At 68.6% G+C, this 18,514-nt stretch carries 20 protein-coding genes; 6 read left to right on the top strand and 14 right to left on the bottom strand.

From position 1 onward, the window contains the following. Positions 1–12: 12 nt before the first annotated feature. From pgsA to AC1DY7_RS11450, 5 genes are read right to left on the bottom strand one after another with little or no spacing between them, the layout of a single operon-like run. Positions 13–675 (bottom strand): phosphatidylinositol phosphate synthase, encoded by a 663-nt coding sequence (pgsA, locus tag AC1DY7_RS11470; RefSeq protein ID WP_477493789.1) that lies wholly within the window; start codon positions 673–675, stop codon positions 13–15. Further along, positions 672–1,244 (bottom strand): ATP adenylyltransferase, encoded by a 573-nt coding sequence (locus AC1DY7_RS11465; RefSeq protein WP_477493788.1) that lies wholly within the window; start codon positions 1,242–1,244, stop codon positions 672–674. Before AC1DY7_RS11465 ends, pgsA begins: the two co-directional genes overlap by 4 nt. Further along, positions 1,241–3,289: a threonine--tRNA ligase gene (thrS, locus tag AC1DY7_RS11460; protein ID WP_477493787.1), complete on the bottom strand. Its 2,049-nt coding sequence runs from the start codon at positions 3,287–3,289 to the stop codon at positions 1,241–1,243. The genes AC1DY7_RS11465 and thrS overlap by 4 nt, the downstream gene beginning before the upstream one ends. Positions 3,290–3,341: 52 nt before the next feature. Then, positions 3,342–3,767, bottom strand: coding sequence for a TIGR02611 family protein (locus AC1DY7_RS11455; RefSeq protein WP_477493786.1), 426 nt, complete (start codon positions 3,765–3,767; stop codon positions 3,342–3,344). After that, complete coding sequence (locus tag AC1DY7_RS11450; RefSeq protein ID WP_477493785.1) at positions 3,764–4,408, bottom strand: PaaI family thioesterase; 645 nt, start codon at positions 4,406–4,408, stop codon at positions 3,764–3,766. The genes AC1DY7_RS11455 and AC1DY7_RS11450 overlap by 4 nt, the downstream gene beginning before the upstream one ends. Positions 4,409–4,589: 181 nt before the next feature. Here AC1DY7_RS11450 and AC1DY7_RS11445 point away from each other — a divergent pair, with 181 nt between their 5' ends. Genes AC1DY7_RS11445 through AC1DY7_RS11430 form a run of 4 tightly spaced genes read left to right on the top strand, consistent with a single transcriptional unit; the run spans position 4,590 to position 7,815 of the window. Beyond that, on the top strand, positions 4,590–5,324 hold the full coding sequence (locus AC1DY7_RS11445; protein WP_477493784.1) for a (Fe-S)-binding protein: 735 nt from the start codon (positions 4,590–4,592) through the stop codon (positions 5,322–5,324). Then, positions 5,321–6,781, top strand: a complete 1,461-nt coding sequence (locus AC1DY7_RS11440) for a LutB/LldF family L-lactate oxidation iron-sulfur protein (RefSeq protein WP_477493783.1) — start codon at positions 5,321–5,323, stop codon at positions 6,779–6,781. Before AC1DY7_RS11445 ends, AC1DY7_RS11440 begins: the two co-directional genes overlap by 4 nt. Further along, positions 6,778–7,383 (top strand): LutC/YkgG family protein, encoded by a 606-nt coding sequence (locus AC1DY7_RS11435; RefSeq protein WP_477493782.1) that lies wholly within the window; start codon positions 6,778–6,780, stop codon positions 7,381–7,383. Before AC1DY7_RS11440 ends, AC1DY7_RS11435 begins: the two co-directional genes overlap by 4 nt. A 42-nt stretch (positions 7,384–7,425) precedes the next feature. Next, positions 7,426–7,815, top strand: coding sequence for a hypothetical protein (locus tag AC1DY7_RS11430; protein ID WP_477493781.1), 390 nt, complete (start codon positions 7,426–7,428; stop codon positions 7,813–7,815). A 4-nt stretch (positions 7,816–7,819) separates the two neighbouring features. Here the strand turns inward: AC1DY7_RS11430 and AC1DY7_RS11425 are convergent, their stop codons facing one another. The 7 genes from AC1DY7_RS11425 to AC1DY7_RS11395 all read right to left on the bottom strand — a co-directional run bounded on the left by AC1DY7_RS11425 (position 7,820) and on the right by AC1DY7_RS11395 (position 15,829). Further along, positions 7,820–8,812: a LacI family DNA-binding transcriptional regulator gene (locus tag AC1DY7_RS11425; RefSeq protein ID WP_477493819.1), complete on the bottom strand. Its 993-nt coding sequence runs from the start codon at positions 8,810–8,812 to the stop codon at positions 7,820–7,822. Between the two features lie 16 nt (positions 8,813–8,828). Beyond that, complete coding sequence (locus tag AC1DY7_RS11420; RefSeq protein WP_477493780.1) at positions 8,829–10,250, bottom strand: rhamnulokinase; 1,422 nt, start codon at positions 10,248–10,250, stop codon at positions 8,829–8,831. Continuing rightward, positions 10,247–12,280, bottom strand: a complete 2,034-nt coding sequence (locus tag AC1DY7_RS11415) for a bifunctional aldolase/short-chain dehydrogenase (protein WP_477493818.1) — start codon at positions 12,278–12,280, stop codon at positions 10,247–10,249. The genes AC1DY7_RS11420 and AC1DY7_RS11415 overlap by 4 nt, the downstream gene beginning before the upstream one ends. Further along, the gene (rhaI, locus tag AC1DY7_RS11410; RefSeq protein WP_477493779.1) at positions 12,280–13,434 is read right to left on the bottom strand and encodes an L-rhamnose isomerase; all 1,155 of its coding nucleotides are present in this window, start codon (positions 13,432–13,434) and stop codon (positions 12,280–12,282) included. Before rhaI ends, AC1DY7_RS11415 begins: the two co-directional genes overlap by 1 nt. Beyond that, positions 13,431–14,747: an MFS transporter gene (locus tag AC1DY7_RS11405; RefSeq protein WP_477493778.1), complete on the bottom strand. Its 1,317-nt coding sequence runs from the start codon at positions 14,745–14,747 to the stop codon at positions 13,431–13,433. The genes rhaI and AC1DY7_RS11405 overlap by 4 nt, the downstream gene beginning before the upstream one ends. Before the next feature lie 12 nt (positions 14,748–14,759). Next, the gene (locus AC1DY7_RS11400; RefSeq protein WP_477493777.1) at positions 14,760–15,101 is read right to left on the bottom strand and encodes an L-rhamnose mutarotase; all 342 of its coding nucleotides are present in this window, start codon (positions 15,099–15,101) and stop codon (positions 14,760–14,762) included. 68 nt (positions 15,102–15,169) lie between these two features. Next, positions 15,170–15,829, bottom strand: a complete 660-nt coding sequence (locus tag AC1DY7_RS11395; protein ID WP_477493776.1) for an HD domain-containing protein — start codon at positions 15,827–15,829, stop codon at positions 15,170–15,172. Positions 15,830–15,931: 102 nt separating this feature from the next. Here AC1DY7_RS11395 and AC1DY7_RS11390 point away from each other — a divergent pair, with 102 nt between their 5' ends. Together AC1DY7_RS11390 and AC1DY7_RS11385 are read left to right on the top strand one after the other, a co-directional pair. Then, positions 15,932–16,909: a GlxA family transcriptional regulator gene (locus AC1DY7_RS11390; RefSeq protein WP_477493775.1), complete on the top strand. Its 978-nt coding sequence runs from the start codon at positions 15,932–15,934 to the stop codon at positions 16,907–16,909. A 16-nt stretch (positions 16,910–16,925) separates the two neighbouring features. Further along, positions 16,926–17,399 carry a DUF1990 domain-containing protein gene (locus tag AC1DY7_RS11385; RefSeq protein WP_477493774.1) on the top strand — a complete coding sequence of 158 codons (474 nt, stop codon included), beginning with the start codon at positions 16,926–16,928 and terminating at the stop codon, positions 17,397–17,399. 3 nt (positions 17,400–17,402) lie between these two features. Here the strand turns inward: AC1DY7_RS11385 and AC1DY7_RS11380 are convergent, their stop codons facing one another. Beyond that, the gene (locus AC1DY7_RS11380; RefSeq protein ID WP_477493773.1) at positions 17,403–17,714 is read right to left on the bottom strand and encodes a hypothetical protein; all 312 of its coding nucleotides are present in this window, start codon (positions 17,712–17,714) and stop codon (positions 17,403–17,405) included. A gap of 35 nt (positions 17,715–17,749) precedes the next feature. Then, the gene (locus AC1DY7_RS11375) at positions 17,750–18,514 is read right to left on the bottom strand and encodes an enoyl-CoA hydratase/isomerase family protein (protein WP_477493772.1); all 765 of its coding nucleotides are present in this window, start codon (positions 18,512–18,514) and stop codon (positions 17,750–17,752) included.

Here is an 18,514-nt window from a genome sequence, read left to right as displayed (position 1 = left end):
CCGACGGTGTGCTCACTGCTCGCCTCCCGCGGGGGGCGCCGGATCAGCGCTGGGCATGGCGTCCATCGCGCCGGGCGAAGTGCGGACGGCGTGCAGCCGTTGCGCGACGGTGACGACGCTGGCCACCGCGAGCAGCCACATGGCGATCTCCAGGATCAGCGGCACCCCGAACAGACCGGACAGCCCGGCGCCGGCGAGCACGATGACCAGCCGCTCGGGCCGTTCGATGATGCCGCCGTCCCCGCGCAGTCCGCTTGCCTCGGCGCGGGCCTTGACATAGGAGATGACCTGCGAGGTCACCAGGCAGATCAGGGTGGCGACCAGCAGCTGCGCGTTGTGCATGCTGAACGCGATCCACCACGCCAGACCGCAGAAGATCGCGCCGTCGGCGATGCGGTCGCAGGTGGCGTCGAGCACGGCGCCGAACCGGGTGCCCCCGCCACGTTCCCTGGCCATGGCGCCGTCGAGCATGTCGGCGAGCACGAAGATGAAGACGGCCACCGAGCCCCACCACAGCTGGCCCATCGGGTACATCAGCAACGCGGCGAGCACCGAACCCGCGGTGCCCAGCACGGTGATGATGTCCGGGGTGAAGCCGACGCGCAGCGCCGCCCTGGCGACCGGTCGGGACAGCTTGGTGTACGCCGCCCTGGTCATCAGGTAGAAGTCGCTCATTGGCCGGTCTCGACCCATGCGCCGGCCAGCAGGCTGCGGGTGTCGTGCAGCAACTGTGGAATCACCTTCGCCCCGCCGATGATGGTGATGAAGTTGGCATCCCCGCCCCAGCGCGGCACCACATGCATGTGCAGGTGCTCGGCCAGGGAGCCGCCCGCGGACGTGCCCAGGTTGAGTCCCACGTTGAAGCCGTGTGGGCGGGAGACCGCCTTGATGACGCGAATCGCCTTCTGTGTGAAGGCCATCAGCTCGGCGCTCTCGTCAGGGGTGAGGTCTTCCAGTTCGGACACTCGCCGGTAGGGCACCACCATCAGGTGGCCTGGGTTGTACGGGTAGAGGTTGAGCACCGCGTACACCAGCTCACCGCGCGCGACCATCAGGCCGTCTTCGTCGGACATCTGCGGGATGTCGGTGAACGGTTCCTTCGACAGCGCCGAACCCTCCCCCTTCTTCAACGGGGACTCCGCGATGTAGCTCATCCGGTGCGGCGTCCAGAGCCGCTGCAGATGGTCGGGGTCGCCGACGCCGGTGTCGACGATGGCCTCCCGCGGCCCGGAACCGTCGGTCACGAATCCACCTTGAACACGTCGGCGTCGGGCGTGCCGTTCTCGCGGCGGGCAACCCAGTCCACGATGGCGGCGACGGCCGCCGCGCGGGGCACCCCGTTGAGCTGGCTGCGGTCCCCGAACCTGAAGGAGACCGCCCCTGCTTCCACGTCCTTTTCGCCCGCAAGCAGCATGAACGGGATGCGCTGGTTGGTGTGGTTCACGATCTTCTTGGCCATCCGGTCGTCGCTGGCGTCCACCTCGACCCGGATACCACGCGACTTCAGTTCCGCCGCAAGCTCTTCCAGGTACGGCACGTACGCGTCGGCGACCGGGACCCCGACCGCCTGCACCGGCGCGAGCCACGCCGGGAACGCGCCGGCGTAGTGCTCGGTGAGCACCCCGAAGAACCGCTCGATCGAGCCGAACAGTGCGCGGTGGATCAGCACCGGGCGCTGCCGGCTGCCGTCGGGCGCGGTGTACTCCAGCTCGAACCGGTCGGGCATGTTGAAGTCCAGCTGGATGGTCGACATCTGCCAGTGCCTACCCAGCGCGTCCTTCACCTGCACCGAGATCTTCGGGCCGTAGAACGCGGCGCCGCCCGGGTCCGGCACCAGGTCCAGACCCGAGGCCTCGGCGACCTCACGCAGCGTCGCGGTGGCCTCTTCCCACAGTTCGTCGGAGCCGACGGACTTCTCCGGGTCCCTGGTGGAGAGCTCCAGATAGAAATCGTCGAGGCCGTAGTCGGACAGCAGGTCGAGCACGAAGCCCAGCAGCGAGGTCAACTCGTCGCGCATCTGTTCGCGGGTGGTGTAGATGTGCGCGTCGTCCTGCGTCATGCCCCGCACCCGGGTCAGGCCGTGGATGACGCCGGACTTCTCGTACCGGTAGACCGACCCGAATTCGAACAGCCGCAACGGCAATTCGCGGTACGAACGGCCCCGCGAGCGATAGATCAGGTGGTGCATCGGGCAGTTCATCGGCTTCAGGTAGTAGTCCTGGCCGGGCTTGCGGACGGTGCCGTCCTCGTTGTACTCCGCATCGATCTGCATCGGCGGGAACATGCCGTCGGCGTACCACTCCAGGTGGCCCGACGTGATGTACAGGTTCTCCTTGGTGATGTGCGGGGTGTTGACGAACTGGTAGCCGGCCTGCTCGTGCTTGCGCCGCGAGTAGTCCTCCAGTTCCTTGCGGATGATGCCGCCCTTGGGGTGGAAGACGGGCAGGCCGGAACCGAGTTCATCCGGGAAGCTGAACAGGTCGAGTTCGACCCCGAGCTTGCGGTGGTCGCGGCGCTGCGCCTCTTCGATGAGTTCGAGGTGGCGGTCCAGCGCCTCCTGGGACTCCCACGCGGTGCCGTACACCCGCTGCAGGCTGGCGTTGTTCTGATTACCACGCCAATAGGCGGCGCTGCTGCGGGTCAGCTTGAACGCCGGGATGAAGCGGGTGGTCGGGATGTGCGGGCCGCGGCACAGGTCTCCCCAGACCCGCTCCTTGGTCCGCGGGTTGAGGTTGTCGTAGGCGGTCAGTTCGTCGCCGCCGACCTCCATGACGTCCGGGTCGCCGGATTTGTCGTCGACGAGTTCCAGCTTGTAGGGCTCGCCGGCGAGTTCCGCGCGGGCCTGATCCTTCGATTCGTAGACCCGCCGGGAGAACAGCTGACCGTCTTTGACGATCTTGGCCATCCGCTTCTCCAGCTTGGCCAGATCCTCGGGGGTGAACGGCTCGGCCACGTCGAAGTCGTAGTAGAAGCCATCCGTGATCGGTGGCCCGATACCGAGCTTGGCCTGCGGGAACAGCTCCTGCACCGCCTGGGCCAGCACGTGCGCGGCGGAGTGCCGGATGACGCTGCGGCCGTCCTCGGTGTCGGCGGCCACCGGCGTGACGTCGACGTCGGCGGCCGGGATCCAGGACAGGTCACGCAAGCGCCCGTCGCTGTCACGGACCACGACGACGGCATCGGGGGCACCGCGCTCGGGGAGTCCGGCCTCACGGACGGCCGCCCCAGCGGTGGTCCCGGCAGCGACCCGGATCGGGGCTGCGGGGGCAGTGCTGGCGGCGGCGCTCATCAGAGACTCTCCTCATGGTCGATCAGGTTCGCGACCATGTTATCGGGGTGGGTCAGTCCGATCCGATCCCGATCGGGCTCTTCAGCCAGGCCGGTTCGTAGCCGATCAGATCGCCGGCCCAGTAGAGCGCCCCCAGACCCCACAGGCTGGCCACCACCACGAGCGCGGTGAAGGCAGCACTCAGGGCTTTCACCGCGATGTGCTGACGACCGAACCAGGCCATCGCTGCGTCGTAGCGCACCTTCACCCAGTGCAGCGCGACCTGCGCGGCCCGGAACTCGGTTGCCAGGATGGCCAGCCCGAGGAAGACGATCGCCCAGCCCGGCCCGGGGTACGGGATGGCCACGATCCCGACGGCCAGCACCAGCAGGCCCACCACGCCGACCACGATGCGGTAGACGAAGTCGGCGACGGGACGCTCCCGCAGCCGGTCCCGCCACCGAGCCCAGCCGCGCTTGAACTCCGCGAGCCGGCTCATGGCTGCCCCGGTTTGAGCCGGATGAACAGGGCGTCGGCCTCGGTGAGCACCACGTCGCCGTCGAGCAGCCGGCCGCTGACGAAGAGTTTGCGCCCGTCGATCCGGTCGATGCCGGCGTCCACCTGGAGCTCCTTGTCGATCGGCACGATCTTGCGGTAGTCGATGCCCAGATGCGCGGTGCGCTGGTACGGGCTCTTGGTGAGCTTGGCCGTGGTGAAGCCGAGCAGCGAGTCGAAGAGCAACCCGAGCACGCCGCCGTGTACCGCGCCGTTGCGGCCCAGGTGATAGCGCCGGAACCGCGCGGTGCCACCGATGCGGCCGTCCTCGGTCAGCGCGAGGTCCACCGGCACGGACATCAGGTTGCCGCGGTTGGGCAGATCCATCCTTCTCCCGGATGGGGAATGCCACTCGTCGGCCTCGTAGGGGGCCAGCAGCGCCGACACCTTCTCGACCAGATCGGCGGCCTCGCTGATCACCTCGTCGGGCGCATCCGCTGCGCGGGCGTGGTCCTGCAGCGTGCGCACTGCTTCGATGAACCGGCCGTAGTCCGGCCCGCCCTTGTCGGTCGGTTCGGGCGGGTTGAAGCCGCCACCGGAGTGCGTTGCTGGGTTCGCCACACCCGTCACGGTATTGCACAGCATGTTCCCAGGACGTGCCGGTCGGGTGCGGCGGGCGAATCCTGGTGACGCACCGGATGATTGGCGGTCGGCCATCCGCGCGTTGACTTATGACTGCCGTCACACTACGTTGATTGAAACGTTTCAATCCATTCCCGCGCGTTCGCCACCGCCCCGGCAGCGCCGGCGGTAGCCTGAGGACCCTATGCGAATCGCCCTGTTCGCGACCTGCCTGGCGGATGCGCTGTTCCCGCCCGCTGCGATCGCCACCGTCGCGCTGCTGGAGCGGCTCGGCCACGAGGTGGTGTTCCCTACCGGCCAGACCTGTTGCGGCCAAATGCATATCAACACCGGCTATCTCAAAGAGGCCACCGCGGTGGTACGCCACCACGTCGAGGTCTTCGAGGCCGCCGGCTGCGACGCCGTCGTCGCACCGTCCGGCTCGTGCGTCGGATCGGTGCGCCATCAGCACGCCATGGTCGCCCGCCGCGCCGGTGACGAGGACCTGGCGGTCCGCGCCGAGGCCGTCGCCGCCCGCACCTACGAGCTGTCGGAATTCCTCGTCGACATCCTCGGCGTCGACGACGTCGGCGCGTACTACCCGCACAGCGTCACCTATCACCCGACATGCCACTCGCTGCGCATGCTCGGCGTCGGCGACAAACCGCTGCGTCTGCTGCGCAACGTTCGCGGTCTGACCTTGGTGGAACTTCCGTCGGCCGAATCGTGCTGCGGTTTCGGCGGCACCTTCGCCCTGAAGAACTCCGACACCTCCACCGCGATGCTGGCCGACAAGATGACCAACATCCTGGACACCGGGGCCGAGGTGTGCAGCGCCGGGGATTCCTCCTGCCTGATGCACATCGGTGGCGGTCTGAGCCGGCTGCGGGTCGGGGTGCGCACCGTGCACCTGGCCGAAATTTTGGCAGGCTTGAAGTGACGTTCCTGGGCACCCCGGGTGTGGGCAATCTCCGCGGCGAGGTGTCGTTCCCCACCGCCGCCCGCGAAGCCCTCGGCAACGCGCAGCTGCGCCGCAACATCGGCCACGCCACGCACACCATCCGCGCCAAACGCCTTGCCGCCGTGGCTGAATGCGACGACTGGGAACAGCTACGCGCCGCGGGCAGCGCACTCAAGCAAGACGTCATGGCCCGGCTGCCCGAACTACTGGAACAGTTGGAGCGCAATGTCACCGCACGCGGTGGTGTCGTGCACTGGGCCCGCGACGGGGCCGAAGCCAACCAGATCGTCACCGCGCTGATCCGAGAGACCGGCGCCGATGAGGTCGTCAAGGTCAAGTCGATGGCCACCCAGGAGATCGGACTCAACGAACACCTCGAGGCCGAGGGCATCGCAGCATTCGAGACCGACCTGGCCGAACTGATCGTCCAGCTCGGCCACGACAAACCCAGCCACATCCTGGTGCCCGCGATTCACCGCAACCGCGCCGAGATCCGCGAGATCTTCGCGCGCGAGATGCCCGACGCGGGTGAGCTCACCGACGAACCCCGGGTCCTCGCGATGGCCGCCCGCGCCCATCTGCGGCGCAAGTTCCTCACCGCCCGTGTCGCCGTCAGCGGCGCCAATTTCGGTGTGGCCGAGACTGGCACGCTCGCGGTGGTGGAGTCCGAGGGCAACGGCCGGATGTGCCTGACCCTGCCCGACACCCTGATCACCGTGATGGGGATCGAGAAGCTCATCCCCACCTTCGCGGACCTGGAAGTGTTCATGCAACTGCTCCCCCGGTCCTCGACCGCGGAGCGGATGAACCCCTACACCTCCATGTGGACCGGCGTGCATGCCGGCGACGGACCGCAACAGTTCCATCTGATCCTGCTCGACAACGGCCGCACCCGGGTGTTAGCCGATGCCGTGGGACGTGCTGCGCTGCACTGCATCCGGTGCAGCGCCTGCCTCAACGTATGCCCGGTCTACGAACGCACCGGTGGGCACGCCTACGGATCGGTGTATCCCGGTCCGATCGGGGCGATCCTGTCCCCACAGCTGACCGGTACCACCGGACACGACGATCCCAACGCCAGCCTGCCGTACGCATCCTCGCTGTGCGGCGCGTGCTTCGACGCCTGCCCCGTGAAGATCGACATCCCCTCGATTCTGGTGCACCTGCGGGCCGAGCAGGTCGATCAGGATCGCGGCGGGCTCCCCGGTGGCCAGGACCTGGCGATGAAGGCGGCGGGCTGGGCGATGTCCTCCCCCGGCCGATTCGCGCTGGCGGAGAAGGCACTCGGCGCGGGGCGGTTGATCGCGGGCAAGGATCACCGCATCGGCGCACTGCCCTGGCCGGCATCCAAATGGACCGGCAGCCGCGACCTCCCCGAGCCCCCGAAGGAGACCTTCCGGCAATGGTGGGAACGCACCCGCGGGAGCCAGAAATGACCGACCCCCGCACCGTGGTGCTCGGCCGGATCCGATCGGCACTGGCCGCTGCGCCACCCGAACCCGTTGTGGTGCCGCGGGATTACGCACACGGCCCGCTGAACGGCCCCGCCGACGTCGACCGCTTCGCCGAGGCGGTCGCCGAATACCGGGCGCGGGTGCACCGGGTCACCGACGTCGCCGCGGCGGTGCGTGAGTTGGTCGGCCAGGACGCCACCGTGGCGGTGCCGGCCGATCTTCCCGCCGACTGGACCGCCGGCCTCCGGACGCTGATCGACGAGCCACGGCTCAGCGTCGATGCGCTCGACCGCGCCGACGCCGTACTGACGGGCGCCGCGATCGGCATCGCCGCGACCGGCACCATCGTGCTGGACGCCGGTGTGGCACAGGGCAGGCGCGCGCTGACCCTGGTGCCCGATCACCACATCTGCGTGGTGCGCGCGGATCAGATCGTGGACACCGTGCCGCAGGGCTTCGCGGCGCTCGATCCCACCAGGCCGTTGACGTTCATCTCCGGGCCGAGTGCCACCAGCGACATCGAACTCCAGCGGGTCGAGGGCGTGCACGGCCCCCGCACGCTCGACGTGCTGATCGTGTCGTAGTCCCCAAGAGTTCGCCAAGCGCTCTGCCCCACGCTGAGCCACATGAACCTGTCACGCATCGCGACGACCGCCCTGATCGCCTGTGGCCTGGCCGCGGGCGGCTTCGGCCTGCCCACCGTCACCGCCCAGGCCCGACCCGCTGCGCCGGTGCCGCTGAGCGCCTGGCCCGGCTGCCCGGAAGACCATCCCGAAGGGCCGTGCCGCTGGTGCCCCGGGGACCCGCCGGTGCAGACCGGCAATCTCCGCGTCAATCCGGTGATCTGGGATGCCAACATCTGCCACACCTACTGGTACGTCTACCACGGGCAGGGCAACGTCGCGCAGAACATCTTCGAGGGCGAATTGCCGCCGCCTCCGCCCCCACCGCCACCGCCGGGTCTCATCACCCGGGAGAACTGCGCGCAGATTCTCGGGCCGTTCTGCCCCCGTTGACGGATTACCCGGTCGACGCCCGGATCACCAATTCAGGTTGGAACACCACATGTTTCGGCTCTCGGCCGCCGCCCTCCTCGGAGGCCGCCACCAGCAGATCTACCGCCCTGGAACCGATCTCGGTGGTGGGCTGGCGCACCGAGGTCAGCGGAACCACGGCCGACCGGGCGAAGTCGATGTCGTCATAGCCGACGAGCGCGATCTCCTCGGGTACCCGGACATCGCCCATCAACGTCAGCGCCTGCAGCACACCGATGGCCACCAGGTCGTTGGCGCAGAACACCGCGTCGGGCCGCCGAGCCGCCGGTCGTTCACGCAGCCGCTCTCCCACGGCGCGACCCGCGAGCACACTGAGCGCGGGGGTGTCGATGCTCTCCAGTTGCGCCCCAGGGGTTTCGGCGACCGCCTCGGCCGCGCCGCGGCGACGATCGCGGATCTGGCGCAGGGTGTCCGGGCCGCCCACGAACGCTATCCGGCGCCGACCCGTCGAACACAGATGGGCCACCGCCAGGCGCGCGCCCGCGACGTCGTCGACGGCGACGGAATCGAACGGCGTGCCGCTGCCGTCCCGGTCGACGAGCACCACCGGCGTACCCCGGTCACGCAGCGCGCGCAGGCGCGCCAGGTCCTCGCCGACCGGTGACACCAGGAGCCCGTAGACGCGCTGCTCGTCGAAGGCGTCGACATACGCCCGTTCGCGGCTGTCGTCGTCGTCGGAGGTGCCGAGCAGGACGGTGAGGTTGTGTTCCCCGGCGCGGCGTTCGGCCGCTCTGGCGATGTCGGTGAAGAACGGGTTGCCGATGTCGAGCACCACCAGACCGACGCTGCGGGACCGGCCCGCCTTGAGTTGGCGGGCCGCGTCGTTGCGCACGAAGCCGAGGTAGTCGATGGCCGCCTGAACGCGCGCCACCGTCGCGGGCGCCACCTTGTCCGGCGCGTTGAGGACGTTGGACACCGTGCCCACCGACACCGAGGCCGCGGCCGCGACTTCCCGCATGCTCACCACGAGACCATCACACCATCACGGCGGTCCGATCCGTGCGCGGAACGTACCGGCGCGGCGGAAACCACTGGGCGACCCGCTGCCGCAGCCCGTCGAGATCACCGCGCAGCAGGCCCTGCGCACGCGCGGTCAGCAGGATGTTCCCCAGTGCGGTCGCCTCGACGGGTCCAGCTAGCAGTGGCAGGCCGAGTCGGTCGGCGGTCAGTTGGCACAGCAGTTCGTTCTGCGATCCACCACCGACGATGTGCACCGCACGGACGTCGGTGCCGGACAGTTCGGCGGCCGTACGCACCGCGGAAGCGAAGGCGGCGGCCAGGCTTTCGAGGATGGCCCGCACCGTCGCGCCGGGACCGCCCGGTACCCGCAGGCCCCGCTCGCGATACCAGTCGCCGATCCGGCCGGGCATGTCGCCCGGCGCCAGGAACCGCGGGTCGTCGGTGTCGAAGACGTGCGCGGGCGCCGGCGCCTGCGCGGCCTGGGCCAGCAGCGCGGCGAGATCGGCGCGCACACCGTCGCGTTCATATTGACGCAGGGTCTCGGTGAGCAGCCACAGTCCCATCACGTTGTGCAGGAACCGGTTCCGGCCGTCCGCGCCCGCCTCGTTGGTGAAGTTCGCGGCCCGGCTCGCCTCGGTGACCACCGGGCCGGGTACTTCCAGTCCGACCAGGCCCCAGGTGCCGCAGGAGATGTAGGCGGCGTGTTCGGCGTCCATCGGGATGGCGGCGACGGCCGACGCGGTGTCGTGGGAGGCCACCGACACCACCTCGGCATCGAATCCCAGCCCGGGCAGCACCCGACCGCGGGTTGTCCCCGCCTCCACCACGTCGGGAAACAGGCTGGGCGACAACCCGAGCCGGGTCATCAGTTCGGTGTCCCAGGCGCCGTCGAGGCCCAGCAGGCCGGTGGTCGACGCGTTGGTGCGTTCGGCGACCCGCTGTCCGGTCAGCCAGTACGTCAGCAGATCGGGGATCAGCAGCACCGTGTCGGCCATGTCCAGCAGCGGCTCCACGGCCAGTTGGTACACCGTGTTGAACGGCAGGAATTGCAAGCCGTTACGGGCATACAGTTCGGCGGGGCCGATCTTCGCGTGCACCAATTCGGCCGCCCGTTCGGTGCGGGCATCGCGGTAGTGCTGCGGGACCGACAGCAGCCGGCCGTCGTGCAGCAGCCCGTAGTCCACCGCCCACGAATCCACCCCGATGCCGGCGAGGTGGTCGGATTCCTTTGCGGCGCGGGTCAACCCGTCGAGCACATGACCGTACAGTCCGGGCAGGTCCCAGTGCAGCGCGTGCCGCTCGCCGTTCCAGATGGTCACCGGGTCATTGCTGAACCGGGCCACCGTATGCATCTGAAACCGGTCCAGGTCCGCCACGATCACCCGGCCGCTGGTGGCGCCGAGGTCGACGGCCGCGACCTGACCGGACCCGCTCACCGGAGGAAAGCCGCGGCGACACCCGCGTCCACCGGCACGTGCAGACCGGTGGTGTGCGAGAAGTCCGACGTGCACAGAGCGAACGCGGCGTTGGCGATGTTCTCCGGCAACACTTCCCGCTTGAGCAGGGTGCGCTGCGCGTAGAACTCCCCGAGATCCTCCTCGGCCACGCCGTACACGGCGGCCCGCTTGGCACCCCAGCCGCCGGCGAAGATGCCGGAACCGCGCACCACGCCGTCGGGGTTGATGCCGTTGACCTTGACGCCGTGCTCGCCCAGTTCGGCGGCCAGCAGCCGGACCTGGTGCGCCTGATCGGCTTTCGTCGCGGAGTAGGCGATGTTGTTGGGACCGGCGAACACCGAGTTCTTCGACGAGATGTAGATGATGTCACCGCCGAGCTTCTGGTCGATCAACGCGCGCGCGGCGGCCTTGGACACCAGGAAGGACCCGCGGGCCATCACGTTGTGCTGCAGGTCCCAGTCGGCAACCGTGGTGTCCAGCAGCGATTTGGACAGCGACAGCCCGGCATTGTTGACGACGATGTCGACACCGCCGAAGGCCAGCACGCATGCATCCACCGCGGCCTGTACGGCGGCCTCGTCGGTGACGTCGGCGGCGATACCCACGGCCACATCGGAACCCCCGATCTCGGCAGCCGCTTCGGCAGCCTTCTCGGCATTGAGATCCGCGATCACCACGCACGCACCCTCGGCGGCCAGCCGGGTGGCGATGGCCTTGCCGATACCCGAGGCCGCGCCGGTGACCAGCGCGATGCGGGTGGCCAGCGGTTTGGGCCTGGGCATCCGGGCCAGCTTGGCTTCTTCCAGCGCCCAGTATTCGATGCGGAACTTCTCCGACTCGTCGATGGGCGCGTAGCTGGAGATGGCCTCGGCGCCGCGCATGACGTTGATGGCGTTGAGGTAGAACTCGCCCGCCACCCGCGCGGTCTGCTTGTCCTTGCCGTAGCTGAACATGCCGACGCCGGGGATCAGCACGATGGCCGGGTCCGCGCCGCGCAGGGCGGGGCTGTCGGGGCCGGCGTGCCGGTCGTAGTAGGCCTGGTAGTCGGCGCGGTAGGCCTGGTGCAGTTCGGCCAGCCGGGTCTTGCAGTCCTCCAGCGGTGCGTCGGTGGGCAGGTCCAGCACCATGGGCTTGACCTTGGTGCGCAGGAAGTGGTCCGGGCAGCTGGTGCCCAGCGCGGCGAGGCGCGGATGTTCGTCACCAGCAAGGAATTCCAGCACCCGCGGGTCATCGGTGAAGTGGCCCACCTGGGCCCGGTCGGCCGATGCCAGGCCGCGCAGGAACGGGGCCAGCGCGGCGGCCTTGGCCCGGCGCTCGTCGGCGGGTAGCGCACCGAAGCCCGGCAGCTCCCCGCCGAACGGGGCAGGCCGGCCGTTCTCGGCGATGTAGCGTTCGGCGGTCTCGATGATCTCCAGCGAATGTGCCTGCGCCTCGGCCGACGTGGCGCCCCACGCGGTGATTCCGTGGCCACCCAGGATGGTGCCGATGGCCTGCGGATTGCGCTTCTTGATCTCGGCGATGTCCAGTCCCAGCTGGAACCCGGGACGGCGCCACGGCACCCACACCACCCGGTCACCGAAGATCTGCTTGGTCAGTGCCTCGCCCTCGGCGGCGGTGGCCAGGGCGATCCCGGAGTCGGGGTGCAGGTGGTCGACGTGCTCGGCGTCGACGAGGCCGTGCATGGCGGTGTCGATCGACGGTGCCGCCCCGCCGCGCCCGTGCAGGCAGTAGTCGAAGGCCGCGACCATCTCGTCCTCGCGGTCGACGCCGGGGTACACGTCCACCAGCGCGCGCATCCGGTCCAGCCGCAACACGGCCAGTCCGTTCTCGGTCAGGGTACCCAGATCGCCACCGGAGCCCTTGACCCACAACAGTTCCACCGGCGCACCGGTGACAGGATCGGTCTCCGTGCCCTTGGCCGAGGTGTTCCCGCCCGCGTAGTTGGTGTTCTTCGGGTCCGAGCCCAACGCGTTGGAACGCGCGATCAGCTCGTTGACAGTCGTGTTCATCATGCTCCCCACGAGGATTGGGTGCCGCCGACGCGGGCGGCATTGATGGTGTCCTGATAGCCAGAGGCAGCGAACGCCGCCATCGGGTCACCGGGCAGGCCGCGGTCGGCGCGCCACTGCGCCAGGGCGGGCCGCACATCGGTGTAGAAGGCGTCCATGAAGATGGCGTTGGCGCCCAGCACGTCGCCGTCCTCCTGAGCGACGGCCAGCGCCTCGGTGTCGACGAGCAGTGCGCGGGCGGTCATCTCCTGCACGTTGAGGACCGACCGGATCTGGCCGGGGATCTTGGCTTCCACGTTGTGGCACTGGTCGAGCATCAGCGCGACGGGAGAATTCGAATCCAGGCCGCCGCCGCGGATCACCTCGAACATGATGCGGAACAACTGGAACGGGTCGGCCGCACCGACGATCAGATCGTCATCGGCGTAGAACCGGGAATTGAAATCGAAGGAGCCCAGCTTCCCCAGCCGCAGCAGTTGGGCGACGATGAACTCGATGTTGGTGCCCGGCGCGTGGTGCCCGGTGTCCAGGCAGACCATCGCCCGCTCCCCCAGCGCGCTCACCTGGGCGTAGGACGTGCCCCAGTCCGGCACATCGGTCATGTACATGGCTGGCTCGAAGAACTTGTATTCCAGCACCATTCGCTGGCCTTCGCCGATGTGCTGGTAGATGGTGGCCAGCGATTCGGCGAGCCGGTCCTGCCTGCCGCGGATGTCGCCCTGGCCGGGGTAGTTGGTGCCGTCGGCCAGCCAGATCTTCAGGTCGCGCGACCCGGTGGCACTCATGATCTCGATACACGTCAGGTGGTGGTCGATCGCCTTCTGCCGCACCGTCTTGTCGATGTGGGTGAGGCTGCCGAACTTGTAGTCGTCATCCTGGAAGGTGTTGGAGTTGACGGTGCCCAGCGCCACGCCGTGGTCGGCGGCATACGTGCCCAGCGCGGTGTAATCGTCGACGGTGTCCCACGGGATGTGCAGTGCCACCGCGGGTGCCAGGCCGGTCATCCGCTGCACCGTCGCGGCGTCGGCGATCTTCTCCTCGATGGTGCGCGGGGTGCCCGGCGTTCCGAACACCTTGAAGCGGGTACCGGAGTTGCCGAATGCCCAGGAGGGCAGTTCGATGGCCAGGTTGTCCAGCAGCGGGTGCAGGTTCATGCCGCGGTCCTCTCGACGGGGTTGGACGGGGAGATGGCTGCGCCGTAGCGCTCGACCTCGATCTGCTGCAGGGTCTTGCCCTGGGTCGACGGTGCCCAGACGGCGCCGATCACCAGGGCAATGGTCAGCAGGGCGACGAGCAGGATGCCCACGGTGGTCAGCCCGGTGGCCGCCAGCAGCGTCGGGAAGAAGTAGCTCAGCAGCCCGGTGGCCGTGCGCACCACGAAGAACATCACGCCTTGGGCGCTGGCCCGGTACGGGGTGGCGAAAAGCTCACTGGCCCAGAGGCTGTAGAAAGCCTGCGCACCGATACCCGCGGAGATCCCCCACAGCACGGCGAACACCAGCATGGTCGGGACGCCGCTGTCGGTGAAGGCCACCAGCACGATCCAGCCCAAGATGCCCAGTGCCGCACCGATGACGTACAGCAGACGCTGACTCATCCGGTCGGCGTAACGCATGAAGCCGAAGTAGGTGGCGGCCACGGTGCAGCCCCAGACCAGCACCTGCAGCAGGTTTTGGGCGACGGGGCTGTGCAGGCCTGCGGTGTCATAGACCCGGGGCATGAAGATGCCGGCCTGTCCGGCGACGGTGTTCCAGAACAGGTAGATGCCGCCGAGGAACAGCAGGGCGCTGATGTTGACCTTGCGGGAGAACAGGCCGCGCAGCCCGCGGTTGCCGACAGATGTTGTCAGCGAGGCTGATTCGTGCTGACCCTCGTCCTTCCAGATCTGCGATTCGGCCAGACCCTGCCGGACCCACCAGACCACCGCGGCCACGACGAACAGGTGCAGGAAGATCAGGCGTGAGCCGAGCAGACCCATCGGGGCGAGCGCGGCGGCCAGCGCGAACCCGATGAGGGGACCCACCGACCATGCGAGCTGGGCGGTGCCGACGTGCTTGGCGCGCTCCTGCGACGGCGCCTGTTCGGCGATATAGGTCCAGGAGGCGGGTACCCCGGCGCCGACCGCTATGCCGGTGATGATGAAGGCGGTCAGCAGCATCGCGAAGTTCACGGCGAAGGCGGCCAGCAGCACGCCGGCCATGTACACCAGCAGGTCGTAGGTGTAGATCGCCTTGCGGCCGAAGCGGTCACACAGCGGGCCACCCAGCATGGCGCCGATGGCCGCTCCGAAAGCGTTGGCGCTCAACGCCGCCAGCAGTCCGACGGCGAAATTGCTGATACCGAAGGCCGTCTGCCAGAAGCCCAGGCTGGTCGCGATGGCGATGATCGATCCGGCCTCGATGTAGTTGGACATGGCGACCGAGATGGTCGCGCGCCAGCCGGTGGTGGACCGTGCTCCGATTTTCATGTGACTCCTGTGTCAGACGAGGTGGAAGTAGTGGGTGAGCGGTGTGATGCCCGCGTCGGGCGTGCCGGCCTCGAAGTACTCGGCCATGCCGGCCTGCCAGCGCGCGTTGACATCGGTGCGGGCCATCTGCTCCTGGGCCGCCGCGAAATCGTCGGTCTCGAGGTAGCCGACCACCAGACCGTCCTCGGGACGGACGAACAGCGAGTAGTTGCGCCAGCCGGCCGCGCTGAGCGCTTCGAGCATCTCGGGCCACACCACCTGGTGGGCGTCGAGATAGTCGGCCACCCGGTCCTTGCGCAGCTGTAGCAGGAAGCACACCCGCTCCGGCACCGGCGCCGTCTCGCTCGTCGTCATCGTCCATCCCGTTTTGAAACGTTTCAATTTGTGATGGCGGCAACAATACGGTTGCCGCCGCCACCCCGTCAAGACATCTGTTCCGGCCAGCTGTTCGCGCGGATGATCTCGACGAAGTCCGCACGCACATATGCCGGGTCGTAGTGCGCCAGCACGTCGGCGTTCACGTTCCCGAAGGTGCTCGCCGGCCGGTGCACGTTGCCGTCGGCGAAGGCCTGCAAGATCCGGTTCTTGAAATCGGGGCGCGGATGCGCTGCGGTCACCGCAGCAATCTGTTTCTCCGACAACAGCTCCCGGCCGATTCCGAGCACGTCGGTCTCCACGCCCGCGGTGACGGAGGCGACCTCCGGGTCCAGGAACTCGGGCACCCCCGGCGTCGTGTGCAGGGCGATACCCAGCCACACCAGCTTCGCGGACGCCTCGTCGATGCCGCGTTGCAGCAGGAACTCGCGCGCGGCGTTGGCGCCGTCGACCTCGAAGCGCAGCTGGGAGTCCCGGTAGCCGTCGGTGAGTCCGATGTCGTGGAACATGGCGCCGGTGTAGAGCAGCTCGAGGTCGGGCGTCAGCCCGCGGCGACGGGCGTGCAGCGCGCCGAACAGGTACACCCGGCGCGAGTGGTGGTACAGCAGATCGTCCTCGGTGTCCCGGATGTAGGCCGTGACATCACGCACCAGCGCGGTGTCCGGGATGACGATGTCGGCGATCGACTCGGCGGTCGAACTGGTCATGATCGAAACTCCTTGGTCGGTAAGCCCTTTTGGCTCGCTGACACCAGTCTCGGCCTGCCGGCCGCGCACCGGCCATGGCCGATCGGCCGTCTTTCCCACAGAATGCGACACAATGAGGAGGTGGCAGTACGAGAGATCGTCATCGTCGTCTTCGACGGCGTGAAGCTGCTCGACGTCGCCGGCCCGGCGGAGGTGTTCGCCGAGGCGAACCGGTTCGGGGCGCAGTACCGGCTGCGGATCGCGTCGCCGGACGGACGCGATGTGCGTACCTCCATCGGGACCCCGTTCGCGGTCACCGACCGGCTCGCCGCCGTCGAGTCCGCCGATACCGTGCTCGTCGCGGGCGGGGACAACCTGACCGCCCATGCGATCGACCGCGCGCTCGTCGACGCGGTACGCGAGATGCCGCCCCGCACCGGCCGGCTGGCGTCCATCTGCACCGGTGCGTTCATCCTTGCCACCGCCGGACTGCTGAACGGCCGGCGGGCGACCACGCACTGGCGTCATGTCACCCTGCTCGCCCATGCATTCCCGGAGATCAGCGTCGAACCGGATGCGATCTACGTGCGCGACGGCGAGGTCTACACGTCCGCGGGCGTCACCGCGGGGATCGACCTGGCGCTCGCGCTGGTCGAACAGGACCACGGGGCCGACCTGGTGCGCTCGGTTGCGCGATCCCTGGTGGTCTACCTCAAACGCGCCGGCGGCCAGTCACAGTTCTCGGCGTTGGTCGAGGCCGACCCCCCGCAGGAGTCGGCGCTGCGTGCCGTTACCGCCGCCATCGCCGCTCACCCAGGTGCGGACCACAGCGTGAAACACCTTGCGGCAGTGGCGGCTTTGAGCACCCGGCAGTTGACCCGGTTGTTCCACACCGAGCTCGGTACCACCCCGGCCCGCTATGTGGAAAAGGTGCGCATCGACACCGCGCGGGGTGCGCTGGACGCCGGCCACAGCGTGGCCGACGCCGCACAGATCGCCGGGTTCGGCAGTGCCGAGACGCTGCGCCGGGTGTTCGTCACCCAACTCGGGCTGTCCCCCAAGGCGTATCGCGACAGGTTCCGCACTGCCGCACCCTCCTGACTGCGATAGTGAACCGGTGGAGCTGACCTACCCCGAGATCGGCGCGACCAGGGGCCCGCTGCCCGACGGATACCACCATGTACACGTGGTGGCGCCGATCGGGCACGGGCGGGCGCGGTTCGATGCCGCTGCCGACGCCGTCATGCACTGGGGCATGCAGCGCGGCGCCGGGGTGCTCATCCGTGCCGACGGCGATGTCGCGGCGGTGGGTCGCGAGGTCGTGGTCGGCTTCGGTCCGCTGCGCGCGCCGTGCCGGGTGGTGTATCTGCTCGAGGAGGACAACCGTCGCGGATTCGCCTACGGCACCCTGCCCGGGCACCCGGAGACCGGCGAGGAATTGTTCAGCGTCCGCTACGACCCGGCCACCGACATCGTGTACGCGGAGGTCATCGCGTTCTCCCGGCACGGCACGTGGTGGAGCAGGCTGGGGGCGCCGATCACCGCTGCGGCCCAACGCATCATCACCCGCCGCTATCTCAGGGCCGTGTGATCGTCAGGTACAGCCGCCCACGCTGACCCGCCCGCGCGGACCGCCCACGTTGCCGCAGACGCTGACGTTCGAGCCGATCGGCGGTGGCGGTGGCGGCGGCGCGAAGTCCTCGGGAAGCGGCGCGTAGTCGGACGGTGGCGGCACCCAGTCCGAGATCACCCCGGCGAGATCGGTACACCCGCCGACGCTGACATGACCGCGTCGTCCACCGACACTGCCGCAGACATCGGCGTGCGCCGGTACGGCGATCACCAACGGAGCCACGGTCATTCCCAGGACACCGGCGGCCACCGTCAACCACACTCTGCTGCTCATCGCGCGAGTATAGGTCTCGCCGAAAGCGCCCGGCGCTACTTGCTTTCCAGCAGTTTGGCGATGTTCGCCTTCAGCTCGGGGGTACCGAAGGTGAGCTCTTCCGCTGTGGTCGCGTAGTCCAGGGTGATCTGAACCTGGCTCTCCAGCTGCATGTTGAGGATGCGCTTGGTGCTCTCGACCGCTTTTTGCGGCAGTTCCAGGATCTTCTTGGCCGCGGCCAGCGCCTCGGCGAACGGGTCGGCCACCACGTGGTTGGCCAGTCCGAGTTCGACCGCCTTCTGCGCGGGGATGCGCGCGCCGGTGAGCGCGTACTCCTTGGCCTGCAGGATGCTCATCTGCATGGGCCACACCAGAGGTCCACCGTCCGCGGCCACCAATCCGACCTGGACGTGCGGGTCGGCCAGGAAGGCCTTCTCCCCCATGTACACGATGTCCGAGAGGGCGACCACGCTGCAGCCCAGACCCACCGCCGGGCCGTTCACCGCGGCGATCACCGGGATGCGGCACCGCACCATGCCCATCACGATCTCGCGACCGTCGATGATGGTCTTGGTGCGCAGGTCGACGTCCTCGCTGAGTTCCTTGATGTAGTTGAAGTCGCCGCCGGCGGAGAACGCCTTACCGGCACCGGTGATCACGGCGACGCGGGCGGTGGGATCGAGGCTCAGCCGGTTCCAGATCCGCGCCAGGCCGACATGCAGGTCGTCGTTGACGGCGTTGAGTTCCTCGGGCCGGTTCAGGGTGATGATGCGCAGCGGGCCGTCGGCCTCGACCTGGATCTCGTTGGGCATGTCGTACAT

The organism is Mycobacterium sp. P2_H7 (assembly GCF_056403275.1).
Note: the sequence above shows the minus strand (reverse complement) of the source record. Positions and strands in the feature narration are given on the sequence as shown.